Origin of the sequence: Variovorax sp. UMC13 (assembly GCF_014170375.1) — a bacterium.
Lineage (GTDB): Bacteria > Pseudomonadota > Gammaproteobacteria > Burkholderiales > Burkholderiaceae_C > Variovorax.
This window is the reverse complement of the sequence record NZ_LZZW01000004.1, coordinates 1-16,884: the sequence shown is the minus strand read 5'-3', so window position 1 is coordinate 16,884 and position 16,884 is coordinate 1. Positions and strand designations below refer to the sequence as shown.

Annotated in this window: 16 protein-coding genes; 7 read left to right on the top strand and 9 right to left on the bottom strand. The window is 68.2% G+C overall.

The annotated features are described in order from the left end of the window. Positions 1-29: 29 nt before the first annotated feature. From A9977_RS02930 to A9977_RS02895, 8 genes are all read right to left on the bottom strand, one after another. Positions 30-2,624, bottom strand: a complete 2,595-nt coding sequence (locus A9977_RS02930; RefSeq protein WP_183023382.1) for a TonB-dependent receptor — start codon at positions 2,622-2,624, stop codon at positions 30-32. A gap of 80 nt (positions 2,625-2,704) precedes the next feature. Then, positions 2,705-3,703, bottom strand: coding sequence for a FecR domain-containing protein (locus A9977_RS02925; RefSeq protein ID WP_183023381.1), 999 nt, complete (start codon positions 3,701-3,703; stop codon positions 2,705-2,707). A gap of 1 nt (position 3,704) precedes the next feature. Then, a complete protein-coding gene (locus A9977_RS02920; protein ID WP_405054665.1) occupies positions 3,705-4,220 on the bottom strand; it encodes a sigma-70 family RNA polymerase sigma factor in 516 nt (171 codons plus the stop codon). 159 nt (positions 4,221-4,379) lie between these two features. After that, the gene (locus A9977_RS02915) at positions 4,380-5,171 is read right to left on the bottom strand and encodes a 2-keto-4-pentenoate hydratase (RefSeq protein ID WP_259651786.1); all 792 of its coding nucleotides are present in this window, start codon (positions 5,169-5,171) and stop codon (positions 4,380-4,382) included. After that, positions 5,171-5,830 carry an aspartate/glutamate racemase family protein gene (locus tag A9977_RS02910; RefSeq protein WP_183023379.1) on the bottom strand — a complete coding sequence of 220 codons (660 nt, stop codon included), beginning with the start codon at positions 5,828-5,830 and terminating at the stop codon, positions 5,171-5,173. Before A9977_RS02910 ends, A9977_RS02915 begins: the two co-directional genes overlap by 1 nt. Beyond that, positions 5,827-6,480, bottom strand: coding sequence for a flavin reductase family protein (locus A9977_RS02905; RefSeq protein ID WP_183023378.1), 654 nt, complete (start codon positions 6,478-6,480; stop codon positions 5,827-5,829). Before A9977_RS02905 ends, A9977_RS02910 begins: the two co-directional genes overlap by 4 nt. Positions 6,481-6,486: 6 nt before the next feature. Continuing rightward, complete coding sequence (locus tag A9977_RS02900) at positions 6,487-7,749, bottom strand: Zn-dependent hydrolase (RefSeq protein WP_183023377.1); 1,263 nt, start codon at positions 7,747-7,749, stop codon at positions 6,487-6,489. After that, complete coding sequence (locus A9977_RS02895; protein WP_183023376.1) at positions 7,746-9,113, bottom strand: dihydroorotase family protein; 1,368 nt, start codon at positions 9,111-9,113, stop codon at positions 7,746-7,748. Before A9977_RS02895 ends, A9977_RS02900 begins: the two co-directional genes overlap by 4 nt. 169 nt (positions 9,114-9,282) lie before the next feature. Between A9977_RS02895 and A9977_RS02890 the strand changes: the two genes are divergently transcribed. The 7 genes from A9977_RS02890 to A9977_RS02860 all read left to right on the top strand — a co-directional run bounded on the left by A9977_RS02890 (position 9,283) and on the right by A9977_RS02860 (position 15,919). Continuing rightward, positions 9,283-10,188, top strand: a complete 906-nt coding sequence (locus A9977_RS02890) for a LysR substrate-binding domain-containing protein (protein WP_183023375.1) — start codon at positions 9,283-9,285, stop codon at positions 10,186-10,188. Positions 10,189-10,404: 216 nt separating this feature from the next. Next, positions 10,405-11,226, top strand: coding sequence for an ABC transporter substrate-binding protein (locus A9977_RS02885; protein ID WP_259651785.1), 822 nt, complete (start codon positions 10,405-10,407; stop codon positions 11,224-11,226). Positions 11,227-11,330: 104 nt separating this feature from the next. Further along, positions 11,331-12,062 (top strand): amino acid ABC transporter ATP-binding protein, encoded by a 732-nt coding sequence (locus A9977_RS02880; RefSeq protein ID WP_220811475.1) that lies wholly within the window; start codon positions 11,331-11,333, stop codon positions 12,060-12,062. 7 nt (positions 12,063-12,069) lie between these two features. Next, positions 12,070-12,741, top strand: a complete 672-nt coding sequence (locus A9977_RS02875; protein WP_183023373.1) for an amino acid ABC transporter permease — start codon at positions 12,070-12,072, stop codon at positions 12,739-12,741. A 12-nt stretch (positions 12,742-12,753) separates the two neighbouring features. Further along, positions 12,754-13,422, top strand: a complete 669-nt coding sequence (locus tag A9977_RS02870; protein WP_183023372.1) for an amino acid ABC transporter permease — start codon at positions 12,754-12,756, stop codon at positions 13,420-13,422. 13 nt (positions 13,423-13,435) lie between these two features. Beyond that, a complete protein-coding gene (locus tag A9977_RS02865) occupies positions 13,436-14,362 on the top strand; it encodes a dihydrodipicolinate synthase family protein (protein ID WP_259651784.1) in 927 nt (308 codons plus the stop codon). Between the two features lie 21 nt (positions 14,363-14,383). Continuing rightward, positions 14,384-15,919, top strand: coding sequence for an amidohydrolase family protein (locus A9977_RS02860; RefSeq protein ID WP_183023371.1), 1,536 nt, complete (start codon positions 14,384-14,386; stop codon positions 15,917-15,919). Between the two features lie 13 nt (positions 15,920-15,932). Here the strand turns inward: A9977_RS02860 and A9977_RS02855 are convergent, their stop codons facing one another. Then, positions 15,933-16,856, bottom strand: coding sequence for an ABC transporter permease (locus tag A9977_RS02855; protein WP_183023370.1), 924 nt, complete (start codon positions 16,854-16,856; stop codon positions 15,933-15,935). Positions 16,857-16,884 lie beyond the last annotated feature (28 nt).

Here is a 16,884-nt window from a genome sequence, read left to right as displayed (position 1 = left end):
GAGGAGGGATCGGTGCGCGCGGCACCCGCTTAGAACTTGAGCGACAGCGTGACCATCGCGGTGCGGCCCGGGCCGACGAAGTAGCCGCCGCCCTGCATCTCGGCGTAGTTCTTGTCCATCAGGTTGTTGATGGCCAGCCGCAGCGTGGTGTGGCGGTTGAGCTCGTAGCTGGCCCAGAGGTCGTAGAGGTGCCAGGCCTTCTGGTTGTAGGCATCGCCCTGCACGGTCCAGACGCTGGTGGTGGCGGTGGGCGACTGGAAGCGCATGCGGCCGCCCAGCGTGAGCTTGTCGTCGAGAAGCCGCACGCCGGCCGAGATGCTGAGGTTCTTGCGCGGCGGCAGCGTGTACCAGATGTTGGCGTCGCCCGGCGTGCCCAGGGTGTTCGACGGGAAACCCATCATGCTGCCCAGCGGGAAGGGGTCGTAGCCGCCCTTGCCGGTCTTGACCATCATGTGGGTGTAGCTCAGCGAACCGAACACGCGGCCGGTGTCGTAGTCGGCCTGCAGCTCGAGGCCCTTGCTGCGAAACGGGTCGTCGAGGTTGACGTAGGCATAGGGCCCGAGCAGGCCGCCGCCCGCGGTGTCGTTGGGCGCCATGATGCGGCCCAGCGTGACGTAGTTCTTGACCTTGCTGTCGAACCAGGCGGCCTTGACGCGCAGCGCATCGCGCCCGGTCAGCAGGCCTTTGAACACGGCGTTCACGCCCAGCTCCTGGTTGCGCGAGTACTCGGCGCGCAGGTCGGGGTTGGGGTAGTAGGGGAACAGGCTGCCCACGTGCTGGCCCCATTGCAGCGATTCGGTGATGGCCGGCGGCCGCATGCCGCGGCCGATGTTGGCGAAGAACTGCAGCTGCTCGATGGGCTTGACGGCCACCGACAGCCGCGGCGCGATCGAGCCGCCGTGGCGGTCGGTCTGGAAGCGGGTGTAGAGCGCGGTGGTGGAGGGCCGCACGCCCGCCGGGTTGCTGATCGAGCCGATGCGCATGCGCCCGTCGCCCTGCAGGCCGTACCAGTCGTAGCGCAGGCCGCCGGTCACCTCGAGCCAGCTGTCGTGCAGCAGCGTGGCTTCGCCGAACAGGCTGGCCACGGTGCGCTTGCCCTCGGGCGTGGAGCCGGTGTAGAGCGCGGTCGTGCCCGCGTCGGCGCCGATCGACAGCGCCTGCGCCTGCGGACTGGTCCAGTCGTGGAAGAACTCGCCGCCGGTCTTGAGCACCGCGTCGGTGGTCTTCGCGAGCGCCAGGCGCGCGGTGTTCTCCAGCGTGCCGCCGACGGTGCTGGTCTGGTAGCGCAGCTGGTAGGCGTTGTCGTCGAGCTGGCCGCCGGCATGGCGGAAGGCTTCGTTGCGCGTGCGGGTGTAGTAGAGGCTGGTCTTGAGGTCGATCAGTTTGGAATCGGCCGGGTTCCAGCTGTAGTTGGCCAGCAGCGTGTCGGTGCGCACATGGTTCGTGAGGCCGCCGGCCGAGGCCGACTGCGCCTTCTCGCCGAACTTCGCGTCGAGGCCGATGTAGCTCAGCTTGAGCTGGTGGCCCGGCGCGAAGCGCCAGGTGCCCTTGAGCAGCGCCGAGGTCTGGTCCTGGTCGGTGAGCTGGCTGATGCCGTGCACCACCGCGTCGAGGCCTTCGCGCACCGAGCCGCGCTGGCCCTTCTCGAACGCGCCGACCTTCTTGCGGCTCAGCACCATCACGCCGTCGAAGTTCTCGCCGGCCTTGAGGCCCAGCGCGGCGCTGCCCGCGAAGTCGTAGGCGTTGCTGCCGGTGGTGGTGTTCACGCGGCCGCCCAGCGTCTGGCCGTCCTGCAGCAGGTCGGCGACCTCCAGCGTGCGGAAGTTGACCAGGCCCGCGATCATGCCCGCGCCGCCCACGGTCGAGGTCGGGCCCTTGGCGATGTCGGCGCCGCCCAGCAGTTCGGGGTCGAGGTAGACCGAGCCGTTGGAACCGTGGCCGCTCTGCTGGTAGTTCTGGCGCGTGCCGTCGATCATCACGTTGACGCGGCCGAAGTCCTGCAGCCCGCGGATGTTCACGCTGATGCCCGGGTCCATGCGCGACTGCGAGGTGTAGACGCCCGGCACGTCGGTCAGCAGGTCGGCGGTGTTGCGCGGCGGCAGCCGGTCGATCTCCTCGCGCGTGATCACCGCCACCGAGCCGGGCGTGTCGTAGACCTCCTGGCGCCGGTCGCGCGCGGCGGTCACGGTGGTGGTCGGCAGCGTGACCTCGGCGGCCGGCGGTGGCGCGGCGTTGGCGGCATGCGGCGCGGCCGAGCCCACCAGCGGCTCGCGGGTCTGCAGCACGTAGTGGCCCGGTGCCTGCAGCCGCGCGACGTAGCCGCTGCCGTCGAGCAGGCGCGTGAGGCCGCTCTCCACCGAGAAGCTGCCCTCCAGCCCGCGGCTGCGCAGGCCGTCGACCTGCTGCGGCGTGAAGGACAGCGTGATGCCGGCCTGGCGCGCGAAGCGGTTGAGCGCGTCGTCGAGCGGGCCCGCGACGATGCGGTAGGGCCGGGCGCTGGCATCGGTGGCCGACGGCGTCTGTGCCAGGGTGGTCGCAGGCAGCAGCGCCAGGCACAGCGCGCCGTGCAGGCAGACCGCCAGCGTGGAAGGCCGGAAGCGGGCGGGCAGATGTGGGAGTGGCATGGAGTGCAGAAAAAAGCGATGTGTCCTGTCCATGCCGGACGGGACGGCGAAACCCGACAGAAAAAATGAAAAGATTTTTTTCAGCGCATCGAGACCTGCACCCAGAAGCGGGTGCGGTAGTCGATGCGCACCGGCAGCACGCTGGGCAGGACCGCCAGCAGCCGTTCGGTGTCGTCGAGGCGGTAGACGCCCGACAGCCGCAGCTCGGCCGCGCGCGGGTCGCAGCCCAGGTGGCCGCTGCGGTAGCGGCCGAGCTCGGCCAGGAAGTCGGCCAGCCGCATGTCGCGGATGACCAGCGCGCCGTCGGTCCAGCCCGTGGGGTCGAGGCCGCCGGTGTCGGCGGGCACGGCCTCGGTGCGGCTCAGCCGGTAGACCGTGCCGGCGCGCGCGACCACGCGCTCGGCGTCCGCGGCGGCCTGCGCCGGCTGCATCGCGACCGCGCCTTCCTCGACCGACAGCAGGCTCGCGCCGGCGTCGAGCCGCACCACGAACTGCGTGCCCAGCGCCTCGAGCAGGCCGTCGCGCGTCTGCACGCGCAGCGGGCGCTTGGGCGCCGACCCGGCATCCGCGCCCGAGACCAGCGCGATCTCGCCACGCGTGAGCAGCAGCAGGCGCTGCGTGCCGTCGAAGCGCAGCTGCACCGCGCTGTCGGTGTTGAGCGCGAGCACGCTGCCGTCGGCGAGCGTGAAGCGGCGCCGCTCGCCCTTGGCCGTGCTGTAGTCGGCCGTGAGGCGTTGCCAGGGCGCGAGCTCGCCGGTCAGCCAGGCGACCGGGCCCACGATGGCCGCACCGACCGACAGCTTGGCCAGCAGGCGCCGCCGGCTCAGGCGCTGGGCACCGGCCTGCAGCGCTTCGAAAGATGCGCCGCCCGCACCCTGGGGCAGGGCGCCGAAGTCGGCGCGCAGGGCCTGGCCGACTTCCTGCGCGCGCTGCCAGGCGCGTTCGTGCTCGGGGTCGGCGTTGCGCCATTGCGCGAACGCGCGCTGCGTGCGCGCATCGGCAGGGCCCGATTGCAACCGGACCATCCAGCCGAAGGCCTGGCGCACCGCCGAGGGCGCCGCAGAGACGGGTGGCGGCATGTCAATCGGCCAGCACGAGGTGGCAGTGGTAGAGCGCCTCGGCCACATAGCGCTCGATCGAGCGCACCGTCACGCCCATGCGCTGCGCGATCTCGGCGTAGGGTAGTTCCTCGATCTGCGCGAGCAGGAAGGCGGTGCGCACCTTGGGCTTGAGCCCGTCGAGCAGGCGGTCGATGCGCGCCAGCGCCTCGACGATCAGCAGCTGCGCCTCGGGCGAGGGCGCGAGGCGCTCGGGCTGCAGCGCCAGCGCCTCCTTGTAGGCGCGCTCGATCTCCTGCCGGCGCCAGCTGTCGATCACCAGCCCCTTGGCGATGGTCGTGAGGAAGGCCCGCGGTTCGGCGATGCGCGTGCGATGGCGCGAGGCCAGCACCCGAACGAAAGTGTCATGCGCGATGTCCGCCGCATCGGCCGCGTTCGCCAGCTTTTTGCGCAGCCACATCTGCAGCCAGCCGTGGTGCGCGAGGTAGAGCGATTCGACGGCGGGGGCAAAGGAGGCAGGCGGCGGCAGGGCGGACACAGGGAAGAAGCTCCGTTCGGGCGAGCTGCTTCACTGTCGGAACGTACCGGATGCAACAACTCAAATGAGAATTGTTCGCATTGTATTCCGACTTGTCATAACGCCGGACTTGGCCCTTGCCGTGGCGGGGCCGGCAGGGGCCTGCCCGGCCCGGATGGCTCAGCGGGCCGCCTGTTCCGCCGCCTCGGTGCCCCATCGGACACGCAGCTGGCCGATGCCTTCCAGCTGGACCTCGACGGCGTCCCGCGCCTGCGCCAGCACCAGCGGCAGGCAGGAGCCGGTGAGGATCAGTTGGCCGCGCCGCAGCCCGATGTGGCGGCGGGCATTGTGGTTGGCCAACCAGACCAGCAGGCGCGTGAGCTCGCCAGCCGGGTTCTGGCTGGCGGACGCGAGGGCCGGGCCCGAGTCCAGCCGCAGCCGAGCCTGCGGCCTTTGCCATGCCGCCACGGGACGGGCCGCCACGCCCGTGGGCAGGTAGACCGCCGCGCCGTGGCTGGCCAGGTCCGCGAGAGTCGACAGACGGCCCACGCGGTCGCGGTCGCAAAAGCGCGACTCGACGATCTCGACCGCCACGCAGACACAGTCGATGGCGTCCAGCACCTCGTCCAGCAGATAGGGTTGCGCGCGGGGCGGCAGGTCGTGCCGCAGCAGCACGGCCGCTTCGACCTCCACGCCGCGCAGGCGCCAGCGGTCGGAATCCAGTTTCGCGGGGCCGGCCTGGAGGCCCGCCTGCGGCAGCGGGGCGCAGGTGGGTTCCGCGTCGGGGCCTGGCGCGCCCACCTTCCAGCCGCCCACCGGGCCCAGCTGTTGCAGGACCAGGTCCTGGATGGCATAGGCCTGTTCCAGCGTGGTGGGGCGGCAGGACGCCGGAAGTTCTTCCAGCGCCTGCCCGGTGTGGCGGGCGTTCAGCAGCAGGCGCGCGGCCTCGTGCAGAGAGGCCAGGGTGTCCATCACCATTTCAGCAGGGCGCGGCCGAGCGCGACCGCGACGGTGGCCTGGGTGGGTTCCACCACGGGAATGCCGAGGTGGCGCTGCAGCTCTTCGCGCATGCCGGCCATGCCGGCGCAACCCAGGACGACGGTGTCGGCGCGGTGCTGGTCGCGCAGCTGAAGGCCCACGGCCACCAGCCGCTCCATGGTCTTCGTGCGGTCGACCAGCTCCTGGACGCCCATGCCGATCGACAGGTCGGCCGCCAGCCGGTCGGTGACGCCCATCGCGCCGAAATAGCGTAGGTGGCGCGGGATGGACGCGGGCAGGATGGAGATCACGCCGAAGCGGTGGCCCAGGCTGAGCGCGGTGAGCACGCCGGTCTCGGCGATGCCCAGCACCGGCACGCGGGTGATCTCGCGCAGCGAATGGAGCCCCGGGTCGCTGAAGCAGGCGACCACGAAGGCCGAAGCCTGGGCTGCCAGCGACTGCGCCTGGCGGCACAGCGGGTCGACCAGCTGGTCGATGTCGCGCTGGTTCTGGACGCCGGGCGGCCCTTCGGCCAGCGTGGTGCAGTGGATCTCCGGGCCACCCGGCATGCGCAGCGGCGCCATGGCAGCATCGATGCCATCGGTGACGACCTGGCTGGAATTGGGATTCAGGACAAAGATCTTGGGGGTCATGGCAAAGGCTCTTTTTCTTTGGGGCGTGCTGTCCAGGCGTCCAGCGTGTACTTGGTGGACTGGAAGCGGGACTTCATGTCCAGATACCAGTCCGTGCCATGGATGCGGCCGATGGGGTCGAGCGCATCGATGTCGATGTGCCCCCTGTCGGTCAGGATGTCGTCGCGGCAGTGCAGGTGCACGATCTCGCCGATGACGACATGGCGCTGCGGCCCGATGGCCAGCGTGGTGTGAAGACGGCATTCGAACTGCACCGGCGACCTGGCGATGCGCGGCGCGGCGACCTGCAGGCTGGGCACGGTGTCCAGCCCGGCGTGCACATGCTCGGGCTGGTCGGAGGGAAAGGACACGCCGCAGACGCTCATGGCCTCGGCCAGCGCCTTGTCGACCAGGTTGACGACGAATTCCCGCGTCGCCAGGATGTTGCGCGTCGTGTCCTTCAGGCCGTCGGCCGCGTTCGCGTCGCCCTCGAGGCCCAGGGCCACGATGGGCGGCTCGGAGCCCATGACGTTGAAGAAGCTGAAGGGGGCGGTGTTCACCACGCCCTCGGCGCTGCGCGTGCTGACCAGGGCGATGGGCCGGGGCAGCACCGTGTTCACCAGCAGCCTGTAGATCTGACGTTCCGTCAGTGCGTCCGCGCGCCAGTCCATGGGCGCTTACGCCGCCAGGCGCCGGTCCAGCGTCAGCAGGGCCTGGCAGAGCACGCGCGTGCCGTCCAGCAGTTGCTCGGGCGTGATGGACTCTTCGGGGCAATGGCTGCGGCCGTTCAGGCAGGGGATGAAGACCATGCCCACCGGGCCGGTCTTGGCCAGGTAGACCGCGTCGTGGCCCGCGCCGCTGGGCATGCGCCGGCTGGCGTAACCCAGTGCGGCGGCCGCATCGTCGATGGCCTGCATCACGCCTTCGTCGCAGTCGGTCGGTGCCGCCTGGCTGACGCGGCTGTGGCGCAGTTCCAGGCCCAGGGCCTTCAGTTCCGGTTCGATGGCGGCAAGCAGGCCTTCGCTGAACACCTCAAGGATCGCCTGCCGGTCGCTGCGCACTTCCAGCATCATCTCCACGCTGCCGGGCACCGCGTTCGAGGCGTTGGGCGTGAGGCTCAGGTGGCCGATGGTCGCGACCAGGTAGTCGGGGCCGCCCAGGAAGGTGCGGGCCTTGCGGTCCACGGCACCGATGATCTTCGCCGCGCCGACCAGCGCATCGCGCCGGATGTCCATCGGCGTGGTGCCGGCATGGTCGGGGCGGCCGATGACCGTGACGCGATGGCGGCAGATGCCGACGATGTGGGTGACCACGCCGATCGGCAGGCCCTGGCTTTCGAGCACCGGGCCCTGCTCGATGTGCAACTCGACCATGGCGGCGGTGCTGCCGGGCGCACGCAGCGCGCGGCCCAGTTCCTCGGGGCGGCCGCCGATGCGGGCGATGCCCTGCGCCAAGGTTTCGCCCTGCGCGTTCCTTTCCTGCAGCATGGCGGTCGACAGCAGGCCGGCCATGGCCCGGCTGCCCACGCAGGACACGCCGTAGTCGCTGGGCTCTTCCGAGAGGAAGTCGACCACCTCGAAGGGATGGTCGAGCATCACGCCCTGTTCGTTCAGCGCATGGGCGATCTCGATGCCCGCCAGCACGCCGATGATGCCGTCGTAGCGGCCGCCGCTCGCCACGGTGTCGCAATGCGAGCCGGTCACCAGCGGCCGGGCCGCCGGGCTGCGGCCTTCACGCCGCCCCACCAGGTTGCCGCCGGCGTCCAGCGTCACGGCCAGGCCCGCGGCCTCGAACTGCTGGCGCAGCCAGGCACGGCTGTCCATGAACAGTTCGGAGAACGCGCGGCGCGTCCACGGCTGCCCGGGGAGCGTCATGGCGGACAGGTCCTCCACGCGCTGCCACAGCCGGGCCTTGTCCAAGAGCGGCTCGGCCATCTTCATGACGCCTGGCCTGCCTTGTGCGGACGGATGAACTGGCCGCTGCCGGCCGTGTTGCGCACCTGCCGGCCGTCCCAGGCCTGCTGGCCGCGCAGGTAGGTGGCTTCGATGCGGACCTGGAATTCACGGTCTTCGAAGGAGCTCCATTTGACGGCCGACAGGCTGGTGGAGGGATTGAATCGGTAGGTTTCGGGCTTGACGACGACGATGTCGGCGTCGGCGCCCACGTTCAGCGTGCCCTTGCGGTGTTCCAGCAGGAAGTGCTTGGCCGGGCCGTGGCACAGCTGCTTGACGACCATGCTGGGCGAGATGCCGTGCTCGGCGCAACCGGTCCAGAAGGCCGGCAGCAGCGTCTCGAGGCCGGGGCCGCCGGACGAGTTCTTGAACACGTTCTCGTGCTGCTTGCGCTCCAGGCCCCAGCTCACGTGGTCGGAGGACACGAAGGTGCACTCGTCGTTGGCGATGTGCGTCCAGAGCAGGTCCATCTCGGCCTTGGGGCGGATCGGCGGGTAGTGCTTGGTCTTGGCGCCGAAGCGGCGGGTGTGCTCTTCGTGGTTGAGCATCAGGTACTGCACGCAGGTCTCGATCGAGGCATGGTGGCCGGCCTGGCGGTACATGTTGCAGATCTCGAAGCCTCGGGACAGCGACACGTGCACGGCATGGGCGCGCGCGCCGGTCAGGGCGCCGAGTTCATAGATCGTGGCGGTGGCCAGGTTCTCGATCAGCGGCGTGTGGGCGCGCAGGAAGGCGTCCCAGCCGGTGTCGCCGGCTTCGACCATGCGGGTGATGTTCTTGCGCGTCAGTTCCTGGTCCTGGTTGTGCACGCCGCAGGCCAGGCCCGAGGGGGCGATCAGGCGGAAGGCTTCCATCAGCACGTCTTCCTCCACGCGCGGGAAGCGGCCGGGGCTGGCCTCGAAGGTGGAGAACTTGAAGCCGCAGACGCCGCCCTCGATCAGGCCGGCGGCCGCTTCCAGGCCGTGCTTGTCGTTGAGCGTGCCGTAGCAGGCCACGTCCACATGGCAGTCGCGCTCGATCTCGGCGACCTTGTTCTCCAGCTGGGGGCGCGAGGCCACGGGTTCGGGGTCGTCGTAGGGCATCTCGACCATGGTGGTCACGCCGCCGGCGGCGGCCGCGCGAGAGGCCCAGCCCAGGCCTTCCTGGTTGGCCTGGCTGCCGGAGTGCACCTGGCCGTCCAGCACGCCGGGAATGACCCACATGCCGCGCGCGTCGACGCTGTCGCGCGCCTGCGGGGCCGCGCCCACGCCGCGGGCGGCCACGCGACCGCCGGACACGGCCACCCAGCCGTTGTCGATCACGCCGTCGCATTCGACGATGTTGCCGCGTACTACCAAATCAAAATCACTCATCTCGTTCCTTGTGATCGAAGCGCCTGTTGCACCGCAACGCTGGCCGGTTCCTGGGGTTGGGAGGTCGCCCAGGGCGGGCCTGGGCGGGAAGGGGAGACAGGGATTGGAGCAAGAACAATCCAAAATGTCCTATGCTTATTTATGAACCGTTCATAACATCAAATTAAGCATGCTCCTCAATCTCCGACAGATCGAAGTCTTCCGCGCGATCATGATCACGAGCTCCATCAGCAAGGCCGCCCAGCTGCTGAACGTCTCCCAGCCGGCCATCAGTCGGCTGCTGTCGTACACCGAATCGCGGATCGGTCTGGTGCTGTTCGAGCGCATCAAGGGGCGGCTGTACCCGACCCCCGAGGCCCGGCGCCTGTTCCAGGAGGTCGAGCAGGTCCACCAGAGCGTCCAGCGGGTCAACGAGGTGGCCAACGACCTGATCGAAAAACGCCAGGGCAGCCTGCACATGGCGGTCAGCCCGAGCCTGGGCCAGACGCTGATCCCCATGGCCGTGACCAAGTTTCGCCGCGCCTTTCCGGAGGTGAAGGTCTATGTGCGGACCCTGATCTCCACTGAGCTGGTGCAGGCCCTGCTGACGCAGCAGGTCGAGGTGGGCGTGGCCATCGTGCCGCTGACGCATCCGAGCCTGCACGCCGAGGCGATCTACGAGAACCACCTGGTGGCCGTGCTGCCGGCCACCCATCCGCTGGCCGACAAGGAGGAGCTGCACACCAGCGACCTGGAGGGGCTGGACCTGATCGGCTACGGCGTGGAGACGCCCTACGGGCAGATGGTCCAGCAGTTGTTCGGCAACCGTCCCGGGCTGCCGCGCCTGGTGGTCGAGGTGCGGCTGACCCACATCGCCTGCGCGATGGTGCAGGCCGGTGCGGGAATCGCCGTGGTGGATGAACTGGCCGTGATGGGCCGCGTGTGGCCCGACGTGGTGGTCCGGCCCATCAAGCCGCGCACGAAGATGTCGCTGCACATGCTCCATTCCAACGTGGCGCCGGTGTCCCAGACGGCCAAGGAATTCATGCAGATCCTGAAGACGACCGAGTACCGGGGCATGCGCACGACCTTCTAGTGGTAATTGCTAGGCTTAATTTGATGTTATGCAAAGGAAATAAAAAAGCATACGACGTCAAGTTTCTAAGCCTCCAGAATCCGCTGCTCGATATCCCAGCCCACTAGGAAGCTCATGCACAGTTTTTCGATCTCTGTTCGTTCGCCGCGGGTGCCTCCCGCCGGTGCCCTGGTACGTTCCGCGCGCGCCGTTACAGGCTTGGTTCTGGCGGGCGTCTTGGCGACCCTGGCCCTGTCGGCACCCGCCGCGGCCCAGGCGCAGGCCAAGCGTTTCAAGGTCGCGGCCGACATCGGCCTGGTGCCCTTTTTCATGAAGAACAGCAACGGCCAGATCGATGGCTTCTCCAACGACCTGGCGACCGAGCTGGCCAAGCGCATGGGGTACGACGGGCTGGAGGTGGTGGACACACCGTTCTCGGCAATCTTCGCCGGCCTGTTCTCGTCGCGCTACGACATGGTGGCCGGCCCGATCAACATCACGCCCGAGCGCGCGCAGCAGATGCTGTTCACCGAGCCCTACATGGCCGGCGGCCTGAGTTTCCTGACCAAGAAGGGCGTGGCCGTTCGTTCGCTGGAAGAACTCAAGGGCAAGACGATCGCCGTGAACAACGGCAGCTTCTCCGACAAGTGGCTGCAGGACAACCAGGCGAAATACGGCTACGAGATCCAGCGCTTCAACAAGAACACCGATGCCGTCCAGGCCGTGGTGATCGGTCGCGCCTTCGCCAACCTGTCCGAGACGCCGCTGGCGCGCTACATCGCCACGCAGACGCCCGCGCTGGTCTCCGCCTACGACTACACCACCGACAGCAACTACGGCTTCGTGTTCCGCAAGGACGACGTCGCCCTGCGTAACAAGGTCGAAGAGGCCATCGAGTGCATGAAGGCCGACGGCGCGCTGTCGAGGCTCCACGTCAAGTGGTTCGGCGCGGAGCCGGCCGCGGGCTCCTCCATGACCAAGGCCTACCCCGGCTATGGCACGCCGGGCACCCCGGGCTACGACGCCACCGAACACCAGCCGAACTGCGCCAAACCCTGAGCCGGTTCCGCGCCAGCCGTTTGCCGCCCCGTGGGTGGCAGGCGGCTCTTTTTTGCCCAAAAGCCCCACATCAGGCCCGCACGCGGGCGCAACAAGGTAATGCCATGAGCGACATCGTCCACATCAAGGAGCTGCGCAAATCGTTTGGAGACACGGAGATCCTCAAGGGAATCAACCTGAATGTCAGAGCCGGTGAGGTGGTCGTCATGATCGGCGGCTCCGGTTCGGGCAAGAGCACCTGCCTGCGATGCATCAACCGGCTGGAGACGCCCACCAGCGGCTCCATCGTGGTGGCCGGCACGGAGATCACGCATCCCCGCACGGACTTGAACAAGGTGCGCCAGAACATCGGCATGGTGTTCCAGGGCATCCATCTCTACCCGCACATGTCGGCGCTGGAGAACGTCACGCTGGCGCTGCGCAAGGTCAAGAAGATGCCCAAGGCGCAGGCTGACGCGCTGGGCCGCCAGCACCTCGAACAGGTCGGCCTGGCCGAGCGCATGGACCATCACCCGAGCCAGTTGTCGGGTGGCCAGCAGCAGCGCGTGGGCATCGCCCGCGCCCTGGCGCTGGAGCCCAAGGTCATGCTGTTCGACGAGCCCACCTCCGGCCTGGACCCGGAACTGGTCGGCGAAGTGCTGAACGTGATGATGCGCACCCGCGACGCCGGCATGACCATGGTCATCGTCACGCACGAGATGCAGTTCGCGCGCGAAGTCGGCGACCGCGTGGTGTTCATGGACAAGGGCGTGATCCTGGACCAGGGCACGCCGGACGAGATCCTCGTCAAGCCCCGCCACAAACGGATTCAGGATTTCCTGAGCCGGCTGAACTGAGCCCGCCATGGAAAAGATCTTCTACTACTTCTTCAACTGGCCGCTGATCAGCCCGCACCTGCCGTCGATCCTGCAGGGCTTCTGGGTGACGCTGCAGATGGCGGTGCTGACGGTGATCTGCGGCACGCTGCTGGGTCTGGTGCTGGCGGTGATCCGCAGCTACGGCGTGCGGCCCGTCAACCTGCTGATGGTGCTGTTCGTCGACATCTTCCGTGCGATCCCGCAGCTGGTGATCATCGTGCTGGCCTTCTTCGCGCTGCCGGCCTTCGGCATCGTGATCGACCCCTTGCCGGCCACGGTGCTGGCGCTGAGCCTGGTGCTGGCCGCCTTCGCCGAGGAGATCTTCTGGGCCGGCATCGCCGCCGTGCCGACCGGGCAGTGGGAAGCAGGGCGCTCGTCGGGCATGAATTTCACCCAGACGCTCTTCTCGATCATCCTGCCGCAGGCGGTCCGGATCGCCATTCCGCCCCTGACCAACCGCGCCATCGGCATCACCAAGGGCACCACCCTCGGGTCGGTCATCGCGGTGCCCGAGCTGCTGAACGTGTCCAGCAACGTCCAGTCGACTATCGCCAACCCCACGGCGCTGACGGCGGGGGCGATCCTGTTCTGCCTGATCTTCTTTCCCTTCGTGCACTTCACGCGCTCGCTGGAAAAGCGGTTTGCGATCAAGAAATAGTCCGCCACTTCCATGAACCTGATCGAAACCTTCTTCAACCTGGACGTGCTCGAGGCCAGCTGGCCGATGCTGCTCCAGGGCCTGTGGCTGACCATCAAGCTGGCCGCCGTGATCGTGCCGGTATCGGCGCTGCTGGGCCTGCTGATCGCCTGCGTGTACTACCAGGGCCACCGGGTCGTCAACCGGCTGATCCTGTTGTACGTGGACTTCTTCCGCGCCTTCCCGCCGCTGGTGCTGCTGATCTTCATCTACTACGGACTGCCCTTCCTGAACCTGCCGCTCGACGAGTTCTCTGCCACCGTGCTGGCGCTGGTGCTCAACAGCAGCGGCTATTTCGCGGAGATCTTCCGCGCCGGCCTGCAGTCGGTGGGCATCGGCCAGAACGAAGCGGCCCGCTCCACCGGCCTGAACGCCCGGCAGGCGATGGCCTTCGTGATCGTGCCGCAAGGCGTGCGCAACGTGATCCCCGACCTGGCCAGCAACACGCTGGAAGCCGTCAAGCAGACCTCGATCGCTTCCGCCGTGGCCTTGCCCGAGCTGTTGCGCGCGGCGCAGATCGCGCAGGGGCAGACCTACAGCCAGACGCCGTTGATCGCGGCCGCCCTGATGTATTTCATCCTTCTCTGGCCCCTGGTGCGCGCGATCTCCCGCATGCAGAAGCCAGTGGTGATTCCCCGTTGATCGAGGACACCCCATGATGCGAGCAGAAGGTGTCTTTTCGATTTGCCCCACGCCGTTCACGCAGGCCGGCGAACTGGACCTGCCCAGCCTGACCCGGCTGGTGGACTTCCAGCTGTCGGCGGGCATTCATGGCCTGGCGATCCTCGGCGTCATGGGTGAGCTGCACAAGCTGACCTCCTTCGAGCGCCGTCGGGTCATCGAAACCGTGGTGGCCCATGCCGTGGGCACCGTGCCCGTCTGGGTCGGTGTGCGTGCCTTCGGCACGGCCAGCGCGGTGGAGCAGGCCCGCACGGCCGAAGACCTGGGCGCCGATGCCGTGTTCGTCGCGCCGCTGGCTGGTGTGGACGACAACATGATGGTCAGCTACTACCGGCAGGTCGCCGCGGCGATCCGCATTCCGGTGGTCATCCACGATTTTCCCGAACTCTTCGGCAGCAAGGTCAGTCCGCCGCTGGTGTTGCGCCTGCACAAGGAAGCAGGCGTTCATATCCTGAACAGCGAAGACCCGCCGGTCGGCCCCAAGATCAGCGGTGTGCGCGCCCTTGCGGGCGACGCGGTCAGGATCCTCAGCGGCCTGGGCGGCACGCACTTCATGGAAGAACTCGAGCGCGGCGCCGATGGCATCGTGACCGGTTTCTCCTTCCCCGAGATCCTGCTGCGCGTGCACGCGCTGTTCCGGCAGGGCGAGCGCGCTCAGGCCACGGCCGTGTTCGACCATTACTGCTCGCTGATCCGCTACGAATTCCAGCCGCAGATCGCGCTGGCGCTGCGCAAGTACTCCTACATGCGGCGCGGCATCATCACCAGCGACACCATGCGCACCCCGTCCACCCTCATCGACGAGGTCAGCCGACGGGAGTTCGAAGCCGTGGTCCGGCGCGTGGGCCTGAACCCCGACGCACCCGGCCTGCAGCCCGTCATCAGCGAGCGCCCCTGCTAGGGCCGCGAGAAGGAAATTGCCATGTTGATTCTGAGAGCCAAACACGCACTGATCGATCCCCGCCTCAAACAGGAAGGCGTGCAGGACAACGTTGCCGTGGTCATCGACCAGGGCCGTGTGCTGGAGATCGTGCCGGACACGCCGGCCAGCCTGGCGCGCTTTCCCGATGCGCAGGTGCTGGGCAACGGGCGGCAACTGCTGATGCCGGGCCTGGTCGACGCGCACAGCCACGGCCGCGGCCTGTCGCCCATCCAGAAGGGCGTGCGCAACGACTTCCTGGAGAACGCGCTGTTCGACTGGTCGGCCATGATCGTGCTGCCGCCCGAACTGACAGCCGCCATGTGTGCCTACCGTCACCTGCGCAGCGGTTGCACCACGCTGCACCACAACGGCTTCGACGACGACGTGTCCGGCCCCCAGGCCGCGCACACCGCCATCGACCACTACCTGCGCACCGGCCTGCGCCTCGCGTTCTCGCCCGGCCTGCGCAACGAATCCAAGCTGGCGCTGGACGAGTTCGCCTTCTTCGAGACGCTGCCCGCGGACCTCCAGGACTGGGCCCGGCCGCGCGTGTTCTACGACAAGCAAGCGCTGGAAGACAACTACTTCGGCCTGTTCGACGACTTGCACAGCCGCTACGACGACGAGGACACGCGCATCCTCCTGTCGCCCTCGTGGGCCCATGGCGCCAGTGCGTCCTTCCTGCAGCGCAGCCGTGCCGAGTCCGACCGCCGCGGTGGCGTCAAGATCCACATCCACACCTTGCAGACGCCGGTGCAGAAAGCCTATGGCTTCCGGCAGCATGGCGTGTCGACCGTGCGGTGGCTCGACGATCTGGGCTTTCTCAACGAGAACGTGGTGTTCGGCCATGCCATCCACATCACCGAGGCCGACATCGCGCTGATGGCGAAGCGCGGCGTCGCCATGACGCACCACCCCAGCTGCAACTTCATCATGCGCAACGGCCTGGCGCCGCTGCCGCAGCTGCTCGACGCGGGCGTGCTGGTGGCCATGGGCATGGACGACAAGACCATCAACGACGACGAAGACGCGATCATGGAAAGCCGCATGGTCCACAAGATGCACCGCTGCGCGACCTACGACCTGACGCAGCCCGCCATGGATGCCTACACCGCGCTGGAGCTGTCCACCATCAACGGCGCGCGGGTCTGCGGTTTCGGCGACAGCCTCGGCACCTTGAAGCCCGGCATGAAGGCCGACGCCATCCTGGTCGACCTCGACAACATCTGCGACGACCCGTGGCTGGACTCACGCGCCGACATCGTCGAAGCCTTTCTTCAGCGCGGCCTGGGACGGGACGTGTCCAGTGTGGTGGTGGGTGGCAAGGTGGTGGTGAAGGAGCGCCGGTTCCAGCAGCTGGACGTCGACGCCCTGTTCCGGGAAGTGCGCGACTTCTGCGCGCGCGGCATTTCCGACGCGCAGCGCGAGCGCGTGGCCCAGCTGCAGCGTCTCAAACCCTATGTGCATGCCTGGTACGCGGGCTGGCACGACACCATGCTGGAGACGCCTTTCTATCGGTTCAACAGCCGAAGCTGAGCGTTGCCGTTGCCTAGCGCTCGCCCTTGCGATAAGGCTTCATCAGCGCCTGCGGATAGCTGGCCTTGCGCGCCACCAGCACCAGCGCCAGGATCGACAGCAGGTAGGGCAGCATCAGGTAAATCTGGTAGGGCAGCGCGGCGTCGCCCGACTGCTGCAGCCGGAGCTGCAGCGCGTCGAAGAAGGCGAACAGCAGCGCGCCCAGCAGCGCCTTGCCGGGCCGCCAGGAGGCGAACACCACCAGCGCCACGCAGATCCAGCCGCGGCCGTTGACCATGTTGAAGAAGAAGGCGTTGAAGGCCGACAGCGTGAGGAAGGCGCCCGCCACGCCCATCAGCGCCGAGCCCGCCACGATGGCGCCGGTGCGCGTGGCCGCCACCGACACGCCCTGGCCCTCGGCCGCCTGCGGGTTCTCTCCCACCATGCGCACCGCCAGGCCGACCGGCGTGCGCAGCAGCACCCAGGCGACCACCGGCACCGCCAGCAGCGCGAACAGCGTCAGCGCGGTCTGGGCGTTGAGGATCGGGATCGGCAGCCAGTCCATCGGCGCGAAGGGCGTGACCGTGGGTGGCGTGCTCACCTTGGGAAAGCTGACGCGGTAGCCGAAGTAGCTGAGCGCCGTGGCCAGCAGCGTGATGCCCAGCCCCGAGACGTGCTGCGACAGCGCCAGCCCGACCGTGAGAAAGGCATGCAGCAGCCCGAACACCGCGCCGGTGAACGCGGCCACGCCGACGCCGACCCACAGCGGCGCGCCGAGGTACACCGCGAGCCAGCCGGTGAAGGCGCCCGCGACCATGATCCCTTCGATGCCGAGGTTGAGCACGCCCGCGCGCTCGCACAGCAGCACGCCCAGCGTGCCGAGGATCAGCGGCGTGGCGATGCGCAGCGTGGCCACCCAGAAGGAGGCGTTGGAGAGGATGTCGAAGAGGTCGCTCATGGGATGTTTCTCCCGCCCCTTCCGGGGG